This window comes from Lichenihabitans psoromatis (assembly GCF_004323635.1).
In the GTDB taxonomy this organism is placed as follows: Bacteria; Pseudomonadota; Alphaproteobacteria; order Rhizobiales; family Beijerinckiaceae; genus Lichenihabitans; species Lichenihabitans psoromatis.
Window position 1 is genome coordinate 2671744 of the sequence record NZ_CP036515.1, and the last position, 18665, is coordinate 2690408.

Below are 18665 nucleotides of genomic sequence, written 5' to 3' on the forward strand. Positions count from 1 at the left end.
CGATGCCCTTGCGGATCTATCAGTCTTTGTGGGCGACCGAGCAGCGACGACCCGGCGTGCCGGAGCGTCCCGTGGCCGAACGGTTCGATCGTGTCCGCGACGCCGGCTTCGACGGCATGGCGATCGACCTCGGCGCCATGGATCTCGAGGCGGCGCTTGCGGTCGTGCCCGAATTTGACCGCACGGGGCTGAAAGGGCTGCTGACCGCCTTTCCGACCTCCATCGAGGATCTGCGGCCGGCGTTGCGGCTCGCGCGTGACATCGGCTCGCCGTTCTGCATCGTGATCGGGCGGGTGATGCCGCTTGCGGTCGCAGACATGATCCCGGTGATCCGGGGCTGGCTGGCGATTGCGGCGGAGGAGGGCGTGCCGTTGCAGTTTGAAACGCACCGCAACTGCATCACCAACGACCTCTTTTCGACCCTGCTGTTGATGGACGCCATTCCCGAGATGCGCCTCAGCGCGGACCTGTCGCATTACGTGGTCGACCGCGAGATGATGCAGCCGATCACGTCGGACTATCAGGATTATGTGGGCCGCATCCTCGATCGATCGGACTCCTTTCAAGGCCGGGTCGCCAATCGCTGCCAGGTCCAGCTGCCGCTGCATTTCCCGCAGCATCGCGTCTGGATCGAGACGTTTCGCGCCTGGTGGAGGCAGGGGTTTCAGAGCTGGCAGACCCGCTTCGCGCCGGACGCGGATTGCATCTTTCTCTGCGAACTCGGCCCGCGCGATTATGCGATCACGGACCAGAACGGGGACGAACTCTCCGACCGCTGGGCCGAGGCGCTTTTGCTGAAACAGTGGGCGCAGGCCGATTGGACGGGCGCGCTCGCCACCGACATGATGCGGCAATGAGGTTGATCCGATGACGGTCACGACACTGAATATCGAGGCTCGGTCCGCCGAGTGGGAGCAACGGGTGGAACTCGCTGCCTGCTACCGGCTGCTCGCGCATTATAAGATGACCGACCTGATCTACACCCACTCGACCGTGCGCGTGCCGGGCGAGCCGGGCCACTTTCTGATCAATCCCTACGGCTACCGCTGGGAGGAGATCACCGCCTCCTCGCTGGTCAAGATCGACGTTGACGGCAACAAGGTCGGCGACAGCCCGCATCGCGTCAATCCGGCCGGCTTCACGATCCATAGCGCCGTCCATATGGCGCGCCACGACGCGGCCTGCGTGATCCACACCCATACGCGCGCCGGCATGGCCGTCTCTGTCACCAAGGATGGGCTGATGCCGCTCAGCCAGATCGCGCTGCAGTTCTATGGTCGGCTGGGGACCCACGACTATGAGGGGATCGCGCTCGATCTCGACGAGCGGCAGCGCATCATCACGGATCTCGGCTCGTTTTGCGGGGTCATTCTTCGAAACCACGGCCTGTTGACGGTCGGCCGGACCGTCGCCGAAGCCTTCAGCCTCATGTTCTATCTCAACATGGCCTGCGAGGTGCAGGTCGCGACACTGTCGATGGGCACACCCCTCGTGATCCCGCCCAAGGAGGTCTGCGAGCGCGTCGGCGCGCAGTACGACCAGATGGCTTTCGACGACGGCGACCTCAAGCTCGAATGGGCCGCGCATCTCCGCCTGCTCGACACGCTCGATCCGTCCTATCGATCGTAAGCCCGCCGCCCATCCTCCAGCCTCGGAACTCCCATGAGCCAGATTGTCCAGACCGACTTCGATTGGACGCTTCCCTCGCGCGACTACCGCGACCCGGCCGTCTACGAGCGCGAGCGGCAGGAGATCTTCGCTCGTAACTGGATGTTGTTCTCCTGGTCGGAGCGTTTGAAGCAGCCGGGCGATTACGTGACCGGCACCGTCGCGGGCTATCCGGTCTTCGTCATCCGCGATGACGCGGGCGGCATACGGGCGTTCCACAACGTCTGCCGGCATCGCGGGGCGCAGCTGTTGACCGAGGAGAGCGGTCATTGCGGCAAGCTCGTCGTGTGCCCCTACCATAGCTGGAGCTACACACGCGCGGGGCGGCTTAACAAAGCGAGCGACTTCGGCTCCGACGCGACGTTCGATCCGGAGGCCTGGAGCCTCTACGCGATCGACGCCGAAGAATGGCGCGGTTTGATCTTCGTGCGGCTGAAGGCCGGCGGCCCGACCCTCGTGGAATGGCTCGGACCCATCCATGCGATGGCCGAAAGCTATCCGCTCGAGCAGCAGCATTATTTCATGTCGAAGAACCGCGATTGTGCGGTGGACTGGAAGACCTATGGCGAGAATTATCTCGAATGCTACCATTGCCGGACGATGCATCCGGGGCTCTGTGCCGCCATGGATATCGAGAATTACCGGATCGACACCTATCAGAAGGAGCGGTTCTTTCACCTGCACGCGCCCAAGCGCGAAGGCGGCCTGACGCGCGGCCTGTATTTCTACCGCTTCCCGTTCCTGATGCTGAACCTCTACGACTGGGGCAGTTCCATCGCGACGATCGAGCCGCTCGGACCCGGGCGGATCAAGCATATCAACTGGTATTTCTTCAACGACGTGTCGCCCGATAAGGCCGAGGAGAACCGCAAGTCCGTCGCATGGTCGGCCGAGATCGTGTCGGAGGACCTCGACATCATCACGGGCGTGCAGCGCAATCTCGATGCCGGTATATACGAGCGCGGCCCGTTGTCGCCGAAATACGAGACGGCCGTGAAGGGCTTCCAGGACATGGTCCGCGAGGACCTTGGCGCTCCGCGCCCCCTGCACAGCATCGCGGCCGAGTGATGCGGGCGTCGAAACGGCCGCGCCGGGTTGCCCGATGACGGCGTCGCTCGCCCATCTTTACAGCCCGCTGACCATCCGGCGGACCACGATCAAGAACCGGATCATGTCGACCGGGCATGACACGACGCTGCCCACCGCCTTCGTGCCGAACGATGCGCTGGTGGCCTACCAGACCGCCAGGGCCGAAGGCGGCGCGGGCCTGATCGTGATCCAGGTCGCGGGCGTGCACGAGACGGCGCGCTACACCTCCCATCTGCTGATGGCGACGAGCGACGCTTGCATTCCGGGCTATCGACGGCTCGCCGAAGCCTGCCATGCTCAGGGCGCGACCGTGTTCGGCCAGTTGTTTCATCCCGGTCGCGAGATCATGGAAACCGCCGAAGGGACGGCCCCGGTCGCCTATGCGCCGTCTGCGGTGCCCAATCAGCGCTTCCACGTGATGCCGCGCGCCATGAGCCGCGTGATGATCGACGAGATCGTCGAGGGGTTCGGCGCCGCCGCCGCGCGGCTGGAAGCCGCCGGGCTCGATGGGGTCGAGGTCGTCGGCAGCCATGGCTACCTGCCGGCCCAGTTCGTCAATCCGCGTGTCAACATACGCGACGACCTCTATGGCGGCAGTTTCGACAACCGGCTCCGCTTCATCCGGGACGTGGTGGCTGCCATCCGCCGTGTGACGGGGCCGGATTTCGTCGTTGGGTTGCGGTTCAGCGCTGAGGATTCTGACCTGCACGGCTTGACGGCCGAGGAAGTTCTCGCCGTTTTGAAGGCCCTCGACGGCAGCTTCGATTATTTCAATCTGACGGTCGGCTCTTCCGCGAGCTTCGGCGGGGCGCTGCATATCGCGCCCGCCATGGCGTTCGCCAGCGGCTATGGAGCGCCGGCCGCTGCTGCAATCAAGCGACAGGTGTCGACACCCGTGTTCTACACCGGCCGCGTGAACCAGCCGCAGGATGCCGACCGGCTGATCGCGAGAGGCGAGGCCGACATGGTCGGCATGACGCGCGCGCTGATTTGCGATCCGGAGATGCCCAACAAAGCCGAGCAAAACCGCTTCGACGATATCCGCGCCTGCATCGCCTGCAACCAGGCCTGCATCGGGCATTTTCAGCTCGGCGTTCCGATCTCCTGCATCCAACACCCGGAAACCGGTCGCGAATTGCGCTACGGCCGTATCGAACCGGCTGGGCATCGCAAGCGGGTGCTGGTTGCAGGGGGCGGCCCGGGCGGCCTCAAAGCCGCTGCGGTGGCGGCGTCACGCGGCCATGAGGTGACGCTCTACGAGGCGTCCGATCGGCTCGGCGGCCAAGCCTTGCTGGCGCAATTGCTGCCACGCCGGAGCGAGTTCGGTGGCATTGTCACCAACCTGACGCACGAAGCCGAGCAGGCCGGTGTCCGCATCGTCAAGCGCACCCGCGTCGACGCCGACCTCGTTGGGCGCGAGAAGCCCGATGCGATCATCCTTGCGACCGGCGCCTTGCCGCGCCGACCCGAGGTGCCGGGCGCAGAAAGCGCGCATGTGGTCGATGCGTGGCAGGTGCTGCGCGACCAGGTCAACGTCGGCGCCTCCGTGCTGGTGGCGGATTGGCGCTGCGATTGGATCGGCATGGGCGTGGCGGAAAAACTCGCCCGCGCCGGCTGCAAGGTGAGGCTCGCGGTCACCGGCTATATGCCCGGCCAGCGCATCCAATCCTACGTGCGGGACCAGTGGGCCGGCGTGCTGCATGATCTCGGCATCGAGGTCATCCCCTATGCCGAACTCTACGGCGTCGATGCCGACACGGTCTATCTCTCTCATGTCTCGGGCAAAACGCCGATCATCGTGGACGGGATCGACACGCTGGTGCTGTCGCTCGGCCACGACGCTGAGACGACGCTCGAGGCACAGCTCGGCGGTTTCGACGGCGCTCTTCATGTGATCGGCGATTGCATGACCCCGCGCACCGCTGAGGAAGCGGTGCTGGAGGGCTTAAGGGCCGCCTGGGAGCTCTGAAGCAAGCGCCCTAACGGCAGTTTCGGTCGCGTGTCGGATCGCGCGCCAGCGCTCGTACTCCTGCCGTGCATCGGCGAGCGCGCGATGGGCGGGCGGACCTTCCGCTTGTCCGTCCCGCGCAGCCCCCGCAAGCACCTCGTTGAGGATGCTGTTCTGCTGGCCGGGCGACAAGCCCGCGGCTCGGCATGTCTCGATCACCACGCGCCGTTGTGCCTCGTCCGTATCCTGCAACCGCAGAGCATGGCGAGGCAGATCGGCGGCGCGCAGCAGCCGGCTGAGCCACTGCCCGTCCCAGGACGGTGCGCTCGCATAGAGCGTGTGGCCCGTCAGACACGCGATCATCCTCCTTCCGACCACGCCACTCAGTGATCGTCCCCCCTTGAAGTGGTCCATCCCGATGTATGGCTTTCGAGCCTGGAGGATGGATCGATGGGAAGACGACCGAAGCCTGAAGAGATCGTGAGCAAGCTGCGTCAGGTCGACGTGTTGGTCTCACAGGGGAAGACCGTTGCGGACTCGGTTCGCTCGATCGGGGTGACCGAGGTCACCTACTACCGGTGGCGGAAGGAGTTCGGCGGCTTGAAGCTTGACCAGGTCAAGCGCCTGAAGGAGCTGGAGACGGAGAACATGCGGCTTCGCAAGGCGATCGCCGACCTCACGCTCGACAAGCTGATTCTGAAGGAGGCGGCCTCGGGAAACTTCTGAGCCCCGCGCGCCGGCGCGTCTGCATCGAGCATGTGCGACAGCATTTGCCTGTCTCCGAGCGCCGCGTCTGTGCGGCGCTCGGTCAGCACCGCTCGACGCAGCGCAAGGCGCCGCGGGGCTTTGACGACGAAGAGGCGTTGACGGGCGACATCATCGAGCTGGCGCGGCAGTACGGCCGCTACGGCTATCGCAAGATCGCGGCGTTGCTGCGCGATGCCGGGTGGCTGGTAAACGACAAGCGGGTCGAGCGCATCTGGCGATGCGAAGGGCTGAAGGTGCCGGCCAAGCAGCCGAAGAAGGGACGTCTCTGGCTCAACGACGGCTCCTGCATTCGCCTCCGGCCCGAGCACCGCGATCACGTCTGGTCGTACGACTTTGTCGAGGATCGCACGCATGACGGCCGCAAGTTCAGGACCCTCAATGTCGTCGACGAGTTCACCCGGGAGTGCCTGGCCATCCGGGTCGCGCGCAAGCTCAACTCGACCGACGTCATTGACGTTCTGTCCGACCTGTTCATCCTGCGCGGCGTGCCTGGTCACATCCGTTCGGACAACGGCCCCGAGTTCATCGCCCAGGCTGTGCAAGACTGGATCACGGCGGTTGGAGCAAAGACCGCCTATATTGCCCCAGGCAGCCCGTGGGAGAACGGCTACGTCGAGTCGTTCAACGCTCGCTTCCGAGACGAGCTGCTCGACGGAGAGATCTTCTACTCGCTCAAGGAAGCTCAGGTCATCATCGAAAGCTGGAGAAGGCATTACAATACTGTGCGCCCGCACGGATCAATCGGCTACAAGCCCCCGGCGCCGGAGGTCTTCGTGCCCGCCTTCGCCGCATGGCCGGCTGCGAAACCCCGACCATCTCCGCCGGCCATGCTCAGGGTGGCGCCCAGGCCGACCATGAACTAACAATCAACCCGGACCACCCGATGGGGGCCGATCACGGTTGACCCTCGCTGAGAAGGAGATCGCGCGGGATGCCATGAATGGCTTCCGCGTCGCTTGCCCAATCAGTCCAGCCTGGAGCCGGACGGATCAGGGTGGCTTCGGAGCTCCCGTCATCGAACACCCAGGCGACTTCGATCGGATAGCTTTTCTTGCCGAGCGACGAAGCCTCGAAGTCCAGGAACGCGATCCGGCTCATCCCGGCCTACAGCTTGGCCAGCTATGCCTTGCAGACTGCGGAAACAGCGCGAGGCCCCGGCGCACCATGCTGCGCGCCAGAAGCAGCGTCACGCTCGTGCCGAGCGCCGCGCCGGCCAGCACGTCGCTCGGGTAATGGGCACTCACCACCACCCGTGAGATGCCGATCGCGACGGCGCAGACCAACAAGCCCCAACGCGCGCGCGGCATCATCAACGCAAGTGCGGTCGCGGCCGCGAAAGCGGATGTCGTATGGCCGGACGGGAAGCTGGCAAAATCATTCGGCCAACTGAACGGATGCAGGGAGAAGGGTCCCAACTGCTCGATGAGCCTTGGTCTCGCCCGGCCGATGATGTGTTTGAGACCCTGGACAGCGAGGCCCGAGGCCGCGATCGCAAGGAAGAAGAACACGGCTCGCCGTGCCAGCAGAGTCAGCTCCTCCCGTGTGATGCGGCTAGATTCATTCCGGCGAAGCACAAATGCCGCGAGCGCCACGAGAGCCGATACCAAAAACATGTAGCCGGATGTTCCGAACCAGGTGACGAAGAACCCCGCTTGCACGACCCGTGGCGATAAATGCGCGGCCCAGATGGCAACCGGTCGATCGATCAGGAAGAGAGCGAGCAGGCAGATCAGAAACAAAACTGACACGATGAGAGTGGATCGCCTGTCGAGCACAAAGCCGCCTTTCTGCAATGCACCTCGTGATTTGAGAGGTGTTGATGAAACGTCGCCTTCTCATCGGCAACATTGAGGCGGCACTGAGGACGGATCTGGCGAGACGCGTGCAACTCTTCGTGTCGATCGCGACAGCGACGCTGTTTATGGATGCGCGCCGTGTTGGCACATTGCCTAATGTTAATCCATCCCCGCGATCAGATGCCTTGCGCCGATGCCCCAATCGTCACCACTTGCTGCGTAAGTCGGATAGGCGGCTTCGACGGCAATGGGATCACGATGATGTTTTCGCGCAAGCGTTCGAATGCGGTGGTGAGGGGCGGCCTTCTGGCGCTTGCACTGCTGGCTGCGGCGCCGGTTGGCATTCATTCGGCCGAGGCGCGCGCCGGCGGCGGGTTCAGCTTCGGCTCGCGCGGCGCACGGACCTATAGCATGCCGCCGTCCACCGCGACAGCGCCGCGTGCGGCACAGCCATTTCAGCGGACCGAAACCCCAGCCTCCAGCGGCTTCGCCGCCAATGCGGCTCAACCGCGTCGCTTCGGCGGTTTCGGCACCGGGCTCGCGGCGGGCCTTCTCGGCGCCGGCCTGTTCGGCATGTTGGGCGGTGGCGGGTTTTTTGGTGGCCTCAACGGCATCGGTTCGCTCTTTGGGCTGCTGTTCCAGTTCGCTTTGATTGCCGGCGTGGTCATGCTGGCGATGCGCTGGTTCCGCTCGCGCTCTGCAACGCCTTCCATGGCAAGCGGCCCGTCGATGCAGGCCCGCAGCGGGTTCAGCGGCTTCGGAGGCGGCTCGCAGCCGGCTCGACCCGCCACGGTGCCGTTGGCTGTTCAGCCGCAGGATTTCGCTGCGTTTGAACAAGCCCTGATCGCGATCCAGACCGCCTTCAGCCGTGAGGACACCAATGCGCTGTCACGGCTGACGACGCCGGAAATCCTGCGCTACTTCGGCGCCGATCTCGACGCGAACCGCGCCCGCGGCGTTCGGAACGACATCGCTGACGTCAAGCTGTTGCAGGGCGACTTATCCGAAGCTTGGCGGGAGGGGGTAGCCGATTTTGCAACCGTCGCGATGCGCTTCGACGCGCGTGACACGATGGTGGATCGAACCTCCGGTCGCGTTGTCGACGGCAATCCCAACCAGCGAAGCGAGGTTGCCGAGTTGTGGACGTTCCGTCGAGACAATGGCGGCCCGTGGCTGCTCTCGGCCGTCCAACAGACGGCCTGATCGCCGCAGTGCGCTGCTTGGTTACGCTGGCCGCATGGCTATGACGGGATCGACCGCAGGAGAAAGCTCGTCAGAGCTTGAACCTCGCGGTCGACCGGCTTTCCGGGCGCAAAGGTCGAGACGGGCTTGCCGGCCGCGAACGATCGCACATAGTCGACGTCGTAGCTGAGATAAGGGCTGACGGTCTCGCCGAGATCGGTGAGCGCATCGCTGATCTGCTGTCCTTCATCCGTCTCGAGATCGACGCGGGTCGGCGCGAGAACCACCTTCAATCGCATATCGGGATCGACGCGGCTCGATTCCCTCGCTTTCAGGATCGTCTTCTTGGCCGAGTTCAGATCGAGGCTCGAGGGGCCGCATGGGATCACCACGAGGTCCGAGATCAGCACGGCTGTCTCGAAAGTAATCCCGAAGCCGGATGGCATGTCGACGATCACGATGTCGCCCGAGGTCTTGAGGACGTTGCGGATCCATAGCGAGACGTTGCGGAGGCCAACGAGCTCCTGACGCACACTGAAGCCGAGCTTGCGCGGCTCGGCCCATTGCACGGCACAACCTTGCGGGTCGGCATCGACGAGCGTGACTGACCGCCCGAGTTTGACCAATTCTCCGGCGACGTTGATCGCAAGAGTGGTTTTGCCAACCCCGCCTTTGCTCTGTCCGACCGCGATGACTTGCATGGATGACCCTTCGTCAACTGCAGCTTCGCTCTGGCTTAGTCTGGGACAAAGCTTTGCCGCAAGTCTGAACCGCGATCGTCCTCACGAGAGTGTTGTGGACCTCCCGCTGCGCGAGGCCTGATGTTAACCGCGCCCGTGCGGGGCGCTGAAATCGAGCAGTGGTCCAAGGGGGACGATGCCGGTCGGATTGATGGTTGGATGGCTCTCGTAGTAATGATGCTTGATGTGATCGAGGTTAACGGTCGAGCCGAACCCCGGCGTCTGGTAGAGATCGCGCGTGTAGGCGATGAGGTTCGGATAGTCGACGATGCGACGCAGGTTGCATTTGAAGTGGCCGATATAGACCGCATCGAAACGAATAAGTGTCGTGAAAAGGCGGATGTCGGCCTCGGTGAGATGCGGCCCACAGTGGTAGCGATTGTCCGCCAGCCGTTTATCCAGCCAAGTCAGGGTCTCGAAAAGGGGAGTGACCGCCTCCTCATAGGCGCCCTGTGTGGTTGCAAACCCGGCCTTGTAGACGCCGTTGTTCAGCGTGTCGTAGATCCGAGCATTCAAACCATCGATCTCCTCACGGAGGTCGGCGGGGTAGAGATCACCTACCCTTGCCCCAGCCTCGTCAAAGGCCGTGCCGAGCATGCGAATGATATCGGCTGATTCGTTGTTGACGATCGTGCCGGTCTGGCGATCCCACAAGACCGGAACGGTGACTCGTCCACTGTAATGCGGGTCGGCCGCCGTGTAGACTTCATGCAGAACCTGCGCGCCATGGATCGGATCGGGGATGACGCCCGGTCCTGGGTGGAAGGTCCAGCCATCCTGCCGCATCAGCCAGTGCGTGACGGCGATGTCGATGCTGCCCTCGAGCCCTTTGATGGCGCGTGCGATCAAGGTGCGATGGGCCCAGGGACAGGCCAGGCTGACATAGAGCAGATAGCGGCCTGGTTCGGCCGCGTAGCCCCCCTTGCCGGTGGGGCCGGGGCTGCCGGATGGCGTGATCCAGTGACGATAAGCGCTGTCTTTGCGGATGAATCGGCCGCCCGTCGCGCCCGTGTCGTACCATTGATCGTGCCAGACGCCGTCGACCAGAAGTCCCATGGGATGATCCTTTTTCGTGCACCAGGACAGCACCATGACGACGTTCGTCGAGTCGATCGTTTTCTCGTCGGACCAGGGTCAGAGATCGAGATCGAGTTGTGCGGCGGCCAGTGGTGCCTCATGGCGGAAATTGGAGAGCGACACGCCGAGCAGACGCACGCCCTTTTCGAACGGAACAAGCGCGTCGAGCAGGGCGAAGCTGATCGCCTCGATCGTGGCCCGGCTCGCGACGGGCGTCGCGACCGAGCGGCTGCGCGTGATCAGCTGAAAGTCGGCATATTTGACCTTCAGGGTCACGGTCGAGCCGCGTGCGCCGCTGCCCTCGCAATGGCGCCAGACCTTGTCGAAGATCGGCTGCAGATTGTCGCGCATGGCTTCGATCGCGGTGAGATCGCTCGAAAAGGTATTTTCGGCTCCGACCGATTTGCGAATGCGATCGGCCCGCACCGGCCGATGGTCGATGCCGCGCGCCACCGCGTGATAATACGGGCCGGATTTGCCGAAATGCGCCTGCAGGAACGCCAGCGTCTGCCGGCGGAGATCCAGCCCCGTCGCAATGCCGAGGCCATTCATCTTAGCGGCTGTGACAGGGCCGACGCCGTGAAACTTACCGACCGCCAAGGTCTCGACGAAGCTCGCGCCCATACGCGGCGTGATGACGAAGAGGCCGTCTGGCTTGCGATAGTCGGAGGCGAGCTTGGCTAGAAATTTGTTGTAGGAGACGCCGGCCGAAGCCGTCAGGCCGGTCGTGGCGCGAATCTTTGACCGGATGTCTTCCGCGATTGCGGTTGCCGAGGCGAGACCCCGCAGATTCTCGGTGACATCGAGATAGGCCTCGTCGAGCGACAGAGGCTCGATGACCGGGGTATGTTCGGCGAAGATCTCGCGGATCTGCTGCGAGACCTCCTTATAAACCTCAAAACGCGGCTTGACGAAGATCAGGTCGGGGCATTTCCGCCGCGCCGTAACGGATGCCATGGCCGAATGGACCCCGAAGGAACGCGCCTCGTAGCTCGCGGCCGCCACGACGCCGCGTTCTCGCGATCCGCCGACCGCGACGGGTTTGCCCCGAAGGTCCGGATTATCTCGCTGCTCGACCGACGCGAAAAAGGCATCCATGTCGACATGAATGATCTTCCGGTGTGGCTCGGCGTCGATTATCTCCGCGGCCGCGTCGCGGGTCGAGGCGGGCTCTCCGACGGCCGTCATGATGGGCAGGCCGCGCCGAACGCTTCCAGCCTTGTGTGGGGATCGCGCATGGCCCGCTAGGTCCACATGCCGCGCAGGCGTGCGCCGACGTCGATCCGAACGCTCTGCCGTCCGCTCGTCTCGCGTTCAGGCTGTTGGCTCGCGCGGGGCCATGTGCCGAGCGCAAACAGCGGCAGAAGCGATGAGGGGAGAAAGCGGGTCCGTGCCGCATAGACGTGCCGATCGCCCATCGCTGATTGCCCGTGGGTGAAGAACCGCTGCGGAACGAGCAGATGCAGGTCGTCCTTCGCCCGTGTCATCGCGACATACAGCAGGCGGCGCTCTTCCTCGATCTCATCCTGGGTGCCCGTGCCGAGATCCGACGGTATGCAGCCATCGACCACGTTCAACACGAAGACCGATCGCCATTCCTGACCCTTAGCCGAATGAATAGTCGACAGAATAAGATAATCCTCGTCGCGCAGGGGAACCCCAGCCTGATCGCTCGTGGCGTCCGGTGGATCGAGCGTCAGTTCGGTCAGAAACCGCTCGCGAGACGGATAACCGGCAGCGATCTGCTCCAGTTGCAACAGGTCCGCCTGGCGCATCGCCGCATCATCGTGCATGCGCTCGAGATGCGGCACGTACCAAAGCCGTGCGAGCTCGATCTCGGCCGGCCAGCCGGGCTGGCCAGAACGTATCAGGCCGACGACATGCAGGAATTCCGTCCAGTCCGGCCCGGCACGCGGTGGGGCGGGAGCCTCGCGGAGCGCTGTGTCGATGTCGGCCGCATCGGCGAGCCGATCGAGCACGCGTTGAGCCGCGCCGGGCCCGACACCCGGCATCAACTGCAGGACACGGAAGCCGGCCACCCGATCACGCGGGTTTTCGATCCAGCGGAGTAAGGCCAGCATGTCCTTAACGTGTGCCGCATCCAGGAACTTGAGGCCGCCGAATTTCACAAATGGAATGTTGCGGCGGACGAGCTCGACCTCGAGCGGGCCGCTGTGATGTGAAGTTCGGAACAGCACGGCTTGCTGTTTCAGCGCGATACCGCCTTCGCGATTTTCGAGCACGCGCTCGACCACATATTGCGCCTGTCCGGATTCGTCGCGGACTGTGACGAGATGCGGCTTTTCGGTCGAGGCGCGCTCCGTCCAGAGGTTTTTCGTGAAACGCTCCGCCGCAAGGCTGATAGCCGCGTTGGCGGCCGCGAGGATGGGCTGTGTCGATCGATAATTCCGATCGAGCGTGATGACACGGGCCGGGGGCGAAAACCGAGCCGGAAAGTCGAGGATATTCCGCACGGTCGCGGCGCGGAACGAATAGATCGATTGGGCGTCGTCGCCCACGACCGTCAATCCCTGGCCATCCGGCTTCAGGCCGAGCAGGATCGAGGCTTGTAGGCAATTGGTGTCCTGATATTCGTCGATCAGCACATGATCGAACCGCTCGCCCATGTCGGCCGCCAGTGTCGCATCGGCGACAGCCTGGGCCCAGCACAGCAGCAGATCATCGTAGTCCAGGACATTCTGGTGTTGTTTGGCGTCCACGAACGCGCCGAACAGGTCGCGCAATTCACGGCTCCAGCCGGAACACCAGGGGAACGTCCGCCGCAGCACCTCGTCGAGGGGCATCTCGGCATTCACGACCCGCGAGTAGATGGCGAGGCAGGTGCCTTTGGTCGGAAAACGCTTTGCGGTTTTCGAAAATCCGAGCTCGTGGCGGACGAGGTTCATCAGGTCGGCCGAATCCTCCCGATCATGGATCGTGAACGCCGGATCGAGTCCAAGTTGATCGGCGTAGAGGCGAAGCAGGCGGGCGCCGATGCCGTGGAAGGTACCGGCCCAGGTCAGGGCATCGGTCATGATGCTGGCATCTCGGCCCATCACCTCGGCCGAGAGTCGCTCGACCCGCTTCCGCATCTCGGAGGCGGCGCGGCGCGAGAAGGTGAGCAGCAGGATGCGACGCGGGTCTGCGCCATTGACGATGAGATGCGCGACCCGATGCGCGAGCGTATTGGTTTTGCCCGACCCCGCCCCGGCGATGACCAGCAAAGGCGCGGTCTCGGCCGCGCGACCGACGCCATATTCGACGGCGAGCCGCTGTTCGGCGTTGAGCTTGGCCAGATAGGCGGCAGACACGGGCGATTCGGCCTCCTCGACACTGGAGTGAGGAGACAGGTTTCCTGTTTTGTTCGCAAGCCCCGAACGGCGTCGAGACACGTCGGTTCAGCCGAAGTGGATTTTGTCGCGTGACGCAAAGGAGAGTCGCCAAGCCGAGCGCGTGGACGCGCCTCACCTGTCCCGACCAAAATGCCCGCTTGTGGGATGGGCGACGCGGGGCTCTCTAAGGAGCTGTTAAGGTCAACAATTCATGGTGAGTCATCGCCGGTCGCCGGTTTTCGATGTCTCCCATGCAGCCTTTCTCATGCATCCTCCGAAAGATATGATCATGCCTCCCGTGGATCAGGGGACCGGTCGCTCGACCGTCAATTCGACGGCGTCGGCGCGGGATATGGCCGATTGGCAGGCGCTCTACACCGCCATGCTCGGCCACATCACCGGCAATGTCGAAACCTGGTTGCAGAACTACCTGGCGCAAATGATGGCGGCGGGGCAATCACCCGCCGACCAGCTTCGCGCCGCGCCCGCCGTCCCCTCCGGCGCTACCACCTCTGAGAACCCCGATCTGCGGTTTGTCATCCCGCCGTGGCTGGAGCCCTTCAAAGACCCGACGAATGTGCGGTTCACCCGAACGCCCGACCATATCCTCATGCAAGAGAGAGGGATGTGGGCACAGGTCGGCCCTCTCAAAGACGATGAGGTCGTCAACCTGCAGCAAGCGCGTGAGGATCGCGACAGGCGAGATGAGGCGTCTGCGCCGATTGCGGCCGTCACCTCCTCGTTTGACCGAAGCCCTTACGTGCTGCCGCCCAACGTTCGCAATACGCGGACCCCGGATCGCATTTTGTCACGGATCGAGCCGGAAGTTGCCGCAGATGCGCCTTCGACAATTTCGCCGAACGCCACGGCACAGGACGCGATCGACGGGGTGATGGCTGAGGCTTTTGAGGTCGGCCGACTGGTCGTCGCCGTGGACGACGACATCGCGGGCGTAATGCCTGCGGTGGAAACGGATGCGACCATTTTGCCCGGCGACGCCGACCTCGACGTGGAGACGCATCTGGTTCAGCCGTGGGGCCGCGTCGTGCTGCTCGGCGCCATCGCGCTGCCGGTCATTCCTGCAGAGCAGGACAATGTCCGCGAAGCTCTCGCGGGCTTTCTGAGCGCCACTCAGGTGGTCGACGCGCCTCTGCCGCAGGAGGATTTCAATCTGGAACCGGACGCGATCGAAAGCGATGAACAGAACGGTGATGACGCCAATCTGATCGATCAGAGCTTGGCGGAAGCGCCTGCTCCCATGGCGGCCGTCGCGTCCAGCGTCGTCGAGATGATCCGCCCATCGATGCCGCCCATCAACGCCCTGCATCTGTCGATGATGGGCAATTTGCACCAGACCGCCAAACCGATCCGAGTTCGGGGTCCGCGCGGCGAATGGGTTTATGAGCACCCGCCGCTTGATCTTCTGATCGAGCCGGTGAAGTCGACCGGCATCGTGATGACGCGCGATGCGTTGGAGCAGCATGCGCGCTTGCTCGAAGGAGTTCTCGAGGATTTCGGCATTCGCGGCGAGATCATCAACGTGCGGCCCGGTCCGGTCGTGACGCTCTACGAACTCGAACCCGCGCCGGGCATCAAATCCTCCCGCGTGGTCGGCCTTGCGGACGATATCGCTCGGTCGATGTCGGCCATTTCGGCCCGCGTCGCCGTCGTCCAGGGCCGCAACGTCATCGGCATCGAATTGCCCAACCAGCGTCGCGACACGGTCTACCTGCGCGAACTCGTGGCATCGGAGGATTTCTCGCAATCCAAGCACAAGCTTGCGATCGCGCTCGGCAAGACGATCGGCGGTGAACCCGTCATCGTTGATCTGGCCCGGATGCCGCATCTGCTCGTCGCCGGCACCACCGGCTCGGGCAAGTCCGTCGCGATCAACACCATGATCCTGTCGCTGCTCTATCGGCTGAAGCCGGAAGAGTGCCGCCTCATCATGGTCGATCCCAAAATGCTGGAATTGTCGGTCTATGACGGCATCCCGCATCTTCTGACCCCGGTCGTGACCGATCCCAAAAAGGCCGTCGTGGCGCTGAAATGGGCCGTGCGCGAGATGGAGGATCGCTACAAGAAGATGTCCAAGGTTGGTGTCCGCAACATCGACGGGTTCAACGTCCGGGTCGCCGAGGCGAAGGCCAAGGGCGAAGTCATCACCCGCACGGTGCAGACGGGGTTCGACCGCCAGAGCGGCGAACCGATCTTCGAGCTTGAAGAGATGGATCTCACGGTCCTGCCCTATATCGTCGTCATCGTCGACGAGATGGCCGACCTGATGATGGTGGCCGGCAAGGAGATCGAAGGCGCGATCCAGCGGCTCGCCCAGATGGCGCGCGCGGCGGGCATCCATCTCATCATGGCGACGCAGCGGCCCTCGGTCGATGTCATTACCGGCACCATCAAGGCCAATTTCCCGACCCGCATCTCCTTCCAGGTCACGTCCAAGATCGACTCGCGCACGATCTTGGGCGAGCAGGGCGCCGAGCAACTGCTCGGGCAGGGCGACATGCTGCATATGATGGGCGGCGGGCGCATCAGCCGCGTGCATGGCCCCTTCGTGTCCGACCATGAGGTGGAGCTCGTGGTCGCGCATCTCAAGACGCAGGGCCAGCCCGAATATCTCGACGTCACGGTCGACGATACCGAGCAGACCGCCGACGCCGTCGCGGGCGAGGAGGGCACCGAAGACGGCGCCGTGTTCGACAAAAGCGCCATGAGCGAGGATGGCAACGATCTTTACGAACAAGCCGTCAAAGTCGTGTTGCGCGACAAGAAGTGCTCGACCTCCTATATCCAACGCCGCCTCTCGGTGGGGTACAACAAGGCCGCGTCGCTCGTCGAACGGATGGAAAAGGAAGGCATCGTGGCGCCTGCCAACCATGCCGGGAAGCGCGAAATCCTGATCTACAGCCGCGACATGCGGACCATCAACATCGACCTTCCGGACGAGGCCGAGGACGCCTGACGCATCCGCGTAATCAGCGCCGACGGCAGCCTCATGGGCGACCCGTCGGTGCCTGCCTATGCGTGAGCATGTCCGAAAAGGCCGCGCCGGATGTCCGTTAGGGGGTCCCGTGGGCCGATACTCTAAGCGACGTCGGAAATTCGCTGTGCCAGCGGCTGCGGGCTGGCGCTTCGCGCCAGCATGACATTGTTGAGGAATTGCCGGGCGCTTTCGGTCCAGGTGAACCTCAGTGCGAAAGCTCGTGCCTTGTCGCGCGCCACCGTCAGGGCCTTGCGACAGGCGAGTTCCAGATTCTCGTCCAGCACCCCAACGTCACTCTCTCCGATCACGTCGTTCGGGCCGGGCACCGGATACGCCGCGACCGGAAGACCGCTCGCCAGCGCTTCGAGCAGCACGATCCCAAACGTGTCGGTGCGGCTCGGAAAGACGAAGACGTCGGCGCTCGCGTAGATCGCCGCAAGCGCCTCGCCGGTCTGCATGCCGAGAAATGTGACATCGGGGAAGCGCGCCTGCAGATCCTCCCGCGCCGGACCATCGCCGACGACAACCTTCGAGCCGGGCAGGTCGAGCGACAGGAACGCCTCGACGTTCTTTTCGACAGCGACACGGCCAACCGAGAGAAAGATCGGGCGCGGCAGGTCGAGAACGGACATGGCGCGTGGCTTGAACATGTCTTGGTCGACGCCGCGCGACCAGCGCATCAGGTTGCGGAAGCCATTGGCGGTCAATTCACGCTCGATACTGCCGGTCGACACCATGGTTCCGGCGCTGCCGTTATGAAACCAGCGCAAAGCCGCAAATGTCAGACGCTTCGGAATCGGAGCACGCGCCGCGATATAGTCGGGAAATTGCGTGTGGTAGCTGGTGGTGAAGACCAGCCCGGCCCGGCGGCAATAGTGACGGGTCGCGAGGCCAATCGGGCCTTCGGTCGCAATATGAATATGGTCTGGTTTCAGATCTGCCATCCGCCGTGCCACGGCAGGCGACGTCGCGAAGGCCAACTGAATGTCGGGATAGGTCGGCATGCTGACCGAGGCAAAGCCCTCCGGCGTCAGGAACTCGACCTCGGCACCGAGCGGACGCGCCGCTTTTGCCATCGCTTCGATCGACCGTACCACGCCATTGACCTGCGGATGCCAAGCATCGGTCGCAATAACGATCCGCATCAGGCTGCGACTTTCGCCTGTCCCAGATCATCAACGTCGGCAGGCTCGGCTTCCATGCTCGGACCCAGCATCAACCAGCGGATGATCTCGAAACTGCCGTCGTAATGCTCGACCACCACCGAGCAGGATTCAACGAAGTCGCCGGTGTTGATGTAGGTGATGCCGTTGATCTCTCGGATGACGGCATGATGGATGTGGCCGCAGATCACGCCATCGACATTGTGTTTCAGCGCCTGCTCGGCGAGTGCCGTCTCGAACGATCCAATGAAGTTGACGGCGTTTTTCACCTTGAGCTTGGCCCAGGCCGAGAAGGACCAATATGGAAAGCCGAGACGTCGCCGCACGATGTTGAAATAGGTGTTGGTCTTCAGCGCCGCCTCATAGGCCCAGTCGCCCAGAAGCGCGAGCCAGCGGGCATGTCTGACCACGATATCAAAGTCGTCGCCATGGGTGACGAGGAAGCGCCGACCGTCCGCCGTCACATGGGTGGTGTCGCGCATGATCTCGACGCCGCCGAAATTATAGCCGACATATTCGCGGGCGAATTCATCGTGGTTGCCAGGGATGTAGACCATGCGGGCGCCCTTGCGGACCTTCCGCAGCAGCTTCTGCAAAATGTCATTGTGAAGCTGTGGCCAATACCACCCACTCCGCAGCCGCCAGCCGTCAATGATGTCACCGACGAGATAGATCGTGTCGGCGTCGTGCCGCTTGAGAAAGTCGAGCAAGAGCCCGGCCTGACATCCCTTGGTTCCAAGGTGCAGGTCCGAAATGAAAAGCGATCGAAAATGTCGAATGTCTTGGGTCATCGCCGTCATCCAGCCAAAATCCCTGATTGGTATCTCATGTCCCCAGCGGCATGGCACTGATGTGACATTGCCCCGAAATTGAAGCTTCGGCACCGCTGCGGTGCGGGATAAGCCCA

15 protein-coding genes and 1 pseudogene are annotated in these 18665 nt (G+C 63.4%); 7 read left to right on the forward strand and 9 right to left on the reverse strand.

The window, feature by feature from the left end:
* Positions 1-2 precede the first annotated feature (2 nt).
* Genes EY713_RS12440 through EY713_RS12455 form a run of 4 tightly spaced genes read left to right on the forward strand, consistent with a single transcriptional unit; the run spans position 3 to position 4726 of the window.
* Entirely contained in the window at positions 3-857 is an 855-nt protein-coding gene (locus tag EY713_RS12440; RefSeq protein WP_131115292.1) for a sugar phosphate isomerase/epimerase family protein, read from the forward strand.
* A gap of 10 nt (positions 858-867) precedes the next feature.
* A complete protein-coding gene (locus EY713_RS12445; protein WP_131115294.1) occupies positions 868-1629 on the forward strand; it encodes a class II aldolase/adducin family protein in 762 nt (253 codons plus the stop codon).
* 33 nt (positions 1630-1662) lie between these two features.
* Entirely contained in the window at positions 1663-2736 is a 1074-nt protein-coding gene (locus EY713_RS12450) for an aromatic ring-hydroxylating oxygenase subunit alpha (RefSeq protein ID WP_131115296.1), read from the forward strand.
* A gap of 34 nt (positions 2737-2770) precedes the next feature.
* Entirely contained in the window at positions 2771-4726 is a 1956-nt protein-coding gene (locus EY713_RS12455; protein ID WP_131115298.1) for an oxidoreductase, read from the forward strand.
* Here EY713_RS12455 and EY713_RS12460 read toward each other — a convergent pair.
* The gene (locus EY713_RS12460) at positions 4703-5068 is read right to left on the reverse strand and encodes a hypothetical protein (protein WP_131115300.1); all 366 of its coding nucleotides are present in this window, start codon (positions 5066-5068) and stop codon (positions 4703-4705) included. The genes EY713_RS12455 and EY713_RS12460 overlap by 24 nt on opposite strands.
* Positions 5069-5155: 87 nt before the next feature.
* Here EY713_RS12460 and EY713_RS12465 point away from each other — a divergent pair.
* A protein-coding gene (locus tag EY713_RS12465) for an IS3 family transposase (RefSeq protein WP_131113674.1) occupies positions 5156-6336 on the forward strand; the annotation gives its coding sequence in 2 pieces (ribosomal slippage) (positions 5156-5417 and positions 5417-6336; 1182 coding nt in all).
* A 34-nt stretch (positions 6337-6370) separates the two neighbouring features.
* Here EY713_RS12465 and EY713_RS12470 read toward each other — a convergent pair.
* A pseudogene (locus tag EY713_RS12470) lies at positions 6371-6571 on the reverse strand (transcriptional regulator); the annotation flags it as partial.
* A complete protein-coding gene (locus EY713_RS12475; protein ID WP_131115302.1) occupies positions 6568-7221 on the reverse strand; it encodes a phosphatase PAP2 family protein in 654 nt (217 codons plus the stop codon). The pseudogene EY713_RS12470 and the gene EY713_RS12475, both read right to left, overlap by 4 nt.
* Positions 7222-7530: 309 nt before the next feature.
* Here EY713_RS12475 and EY713_RS12480 point away from each other — a divergent pair, with 309 nt between their 5' ends.
* Positions 7531-8472, forward strand: coding sequence for a TIM44-like domain-containing protein (locus EY713_RS12480; RefSeq protein ID WP_131119639.1), 942 nt, complete (start codon positions 7531-7533; stop codon positions 8470-8472).
* A gap of 38 nt (positions 8473-8510) precedes the next feature.
* On the opposite strand, the gene EY713_RS12485 is transcribed toward EY713_RS12480, so the two are convergent.
* The 4 genes from EY713_RS12485 to EY713_RS12500 all read right to left on the reverse strand — a co-directional run bounded on the left by EY713_RS12485 (position 8511) and on the right by EY713_RS12500 (position 13579).
* On the reverse strand, positions 8511-9152 hold the full coding sequence (locus EY713_RS12485) for a ParA family protein (RefSeq protein WP_131115304.1): 642 nt from the start codon (positions 9150-9152) through the stop codon (positions 8511-8513).
* Positions 9153-9275: 123 nt separating this feature from the next.
* Positions 9276-10247 carry a glutathione S-transferase family protein gene (locus EY713_RS12490; RefSeq protein ID WP_131115306.1) on the reverse strand — a complete coding sequence of 324 codons (972 nt, stop codon included), beginning with the start codon at positions 10245-10247 and terminating at the stop codon, positions 9276-9278.
* A 78-nt stretch (positions 10248-10325) separates the two neighbouring features.
* Positions 10326-11456: a DNA polymerase IV gene (gene dinB / locus EY713_RS12495; RefSeq protein ID WP_131115308.1), complete on the reverse strand. Its 1131-nt coding sequence runs from the start codon at positions 11454-11456 to the stop codon at positions 10326-10328.
* Positions 11457-11512: 56 nt separating this feature from the next.
* A complete protein-coding gene (locus EY713_RS12500) occupies positions 11513-13579 on the reverse strand; it encodes an ATP-dependent helicase (protein WP_131115310.1) in 2067 nt (688 codons plus the stop codon).
* 310 nt (positions 13580-13889) lie between these two features.
* On the opposite strand from EY713_RS12500, the gene EY713_RS12505 reads away from it, so the two are divergent.
* Positions 13890-16574, forward strand: coding sequence for a DNA translocase FtsK (locus EY713_RS12505; protein ID WP_245572702.1), 2685 nt, complete (start codon positions 13890-13892; stop codon positions 16572-16574).
* A 122-nt stretch (positions 16575-16696) separates the two neighbouring features.
* Here EY713_RS12505 and EY713_RS12510 read toward each other — a convergent pair whose 3' ends face one another.
* A complete protein-coding gene (locus tag EY713_RS12510; RefSeq protein WP_131115313.1) occupies positions 16697-17740 on the reverse strand; it encodes a glycosyltransferase family 4 protein in 1044 nt (347 codons plus the stop codon).
* On the reverse strand, positions 17740-18558 hold the full coding sequence (locus EY713_RS12515; protein ID WP_131115315.1) for a UDP-2,3-diacylglucosamine diphosphatase: 819 nt from the start codon (positions 18556-18558) through the stop codon (positions 17740-17742). The genes EY713_RS12510 and EY713_RS12515 overlap by 1 nt, the downstream gene beginning before the upstream one ends.
* Positions 18559-18665 lie beyond the last annotated feature (107 nt).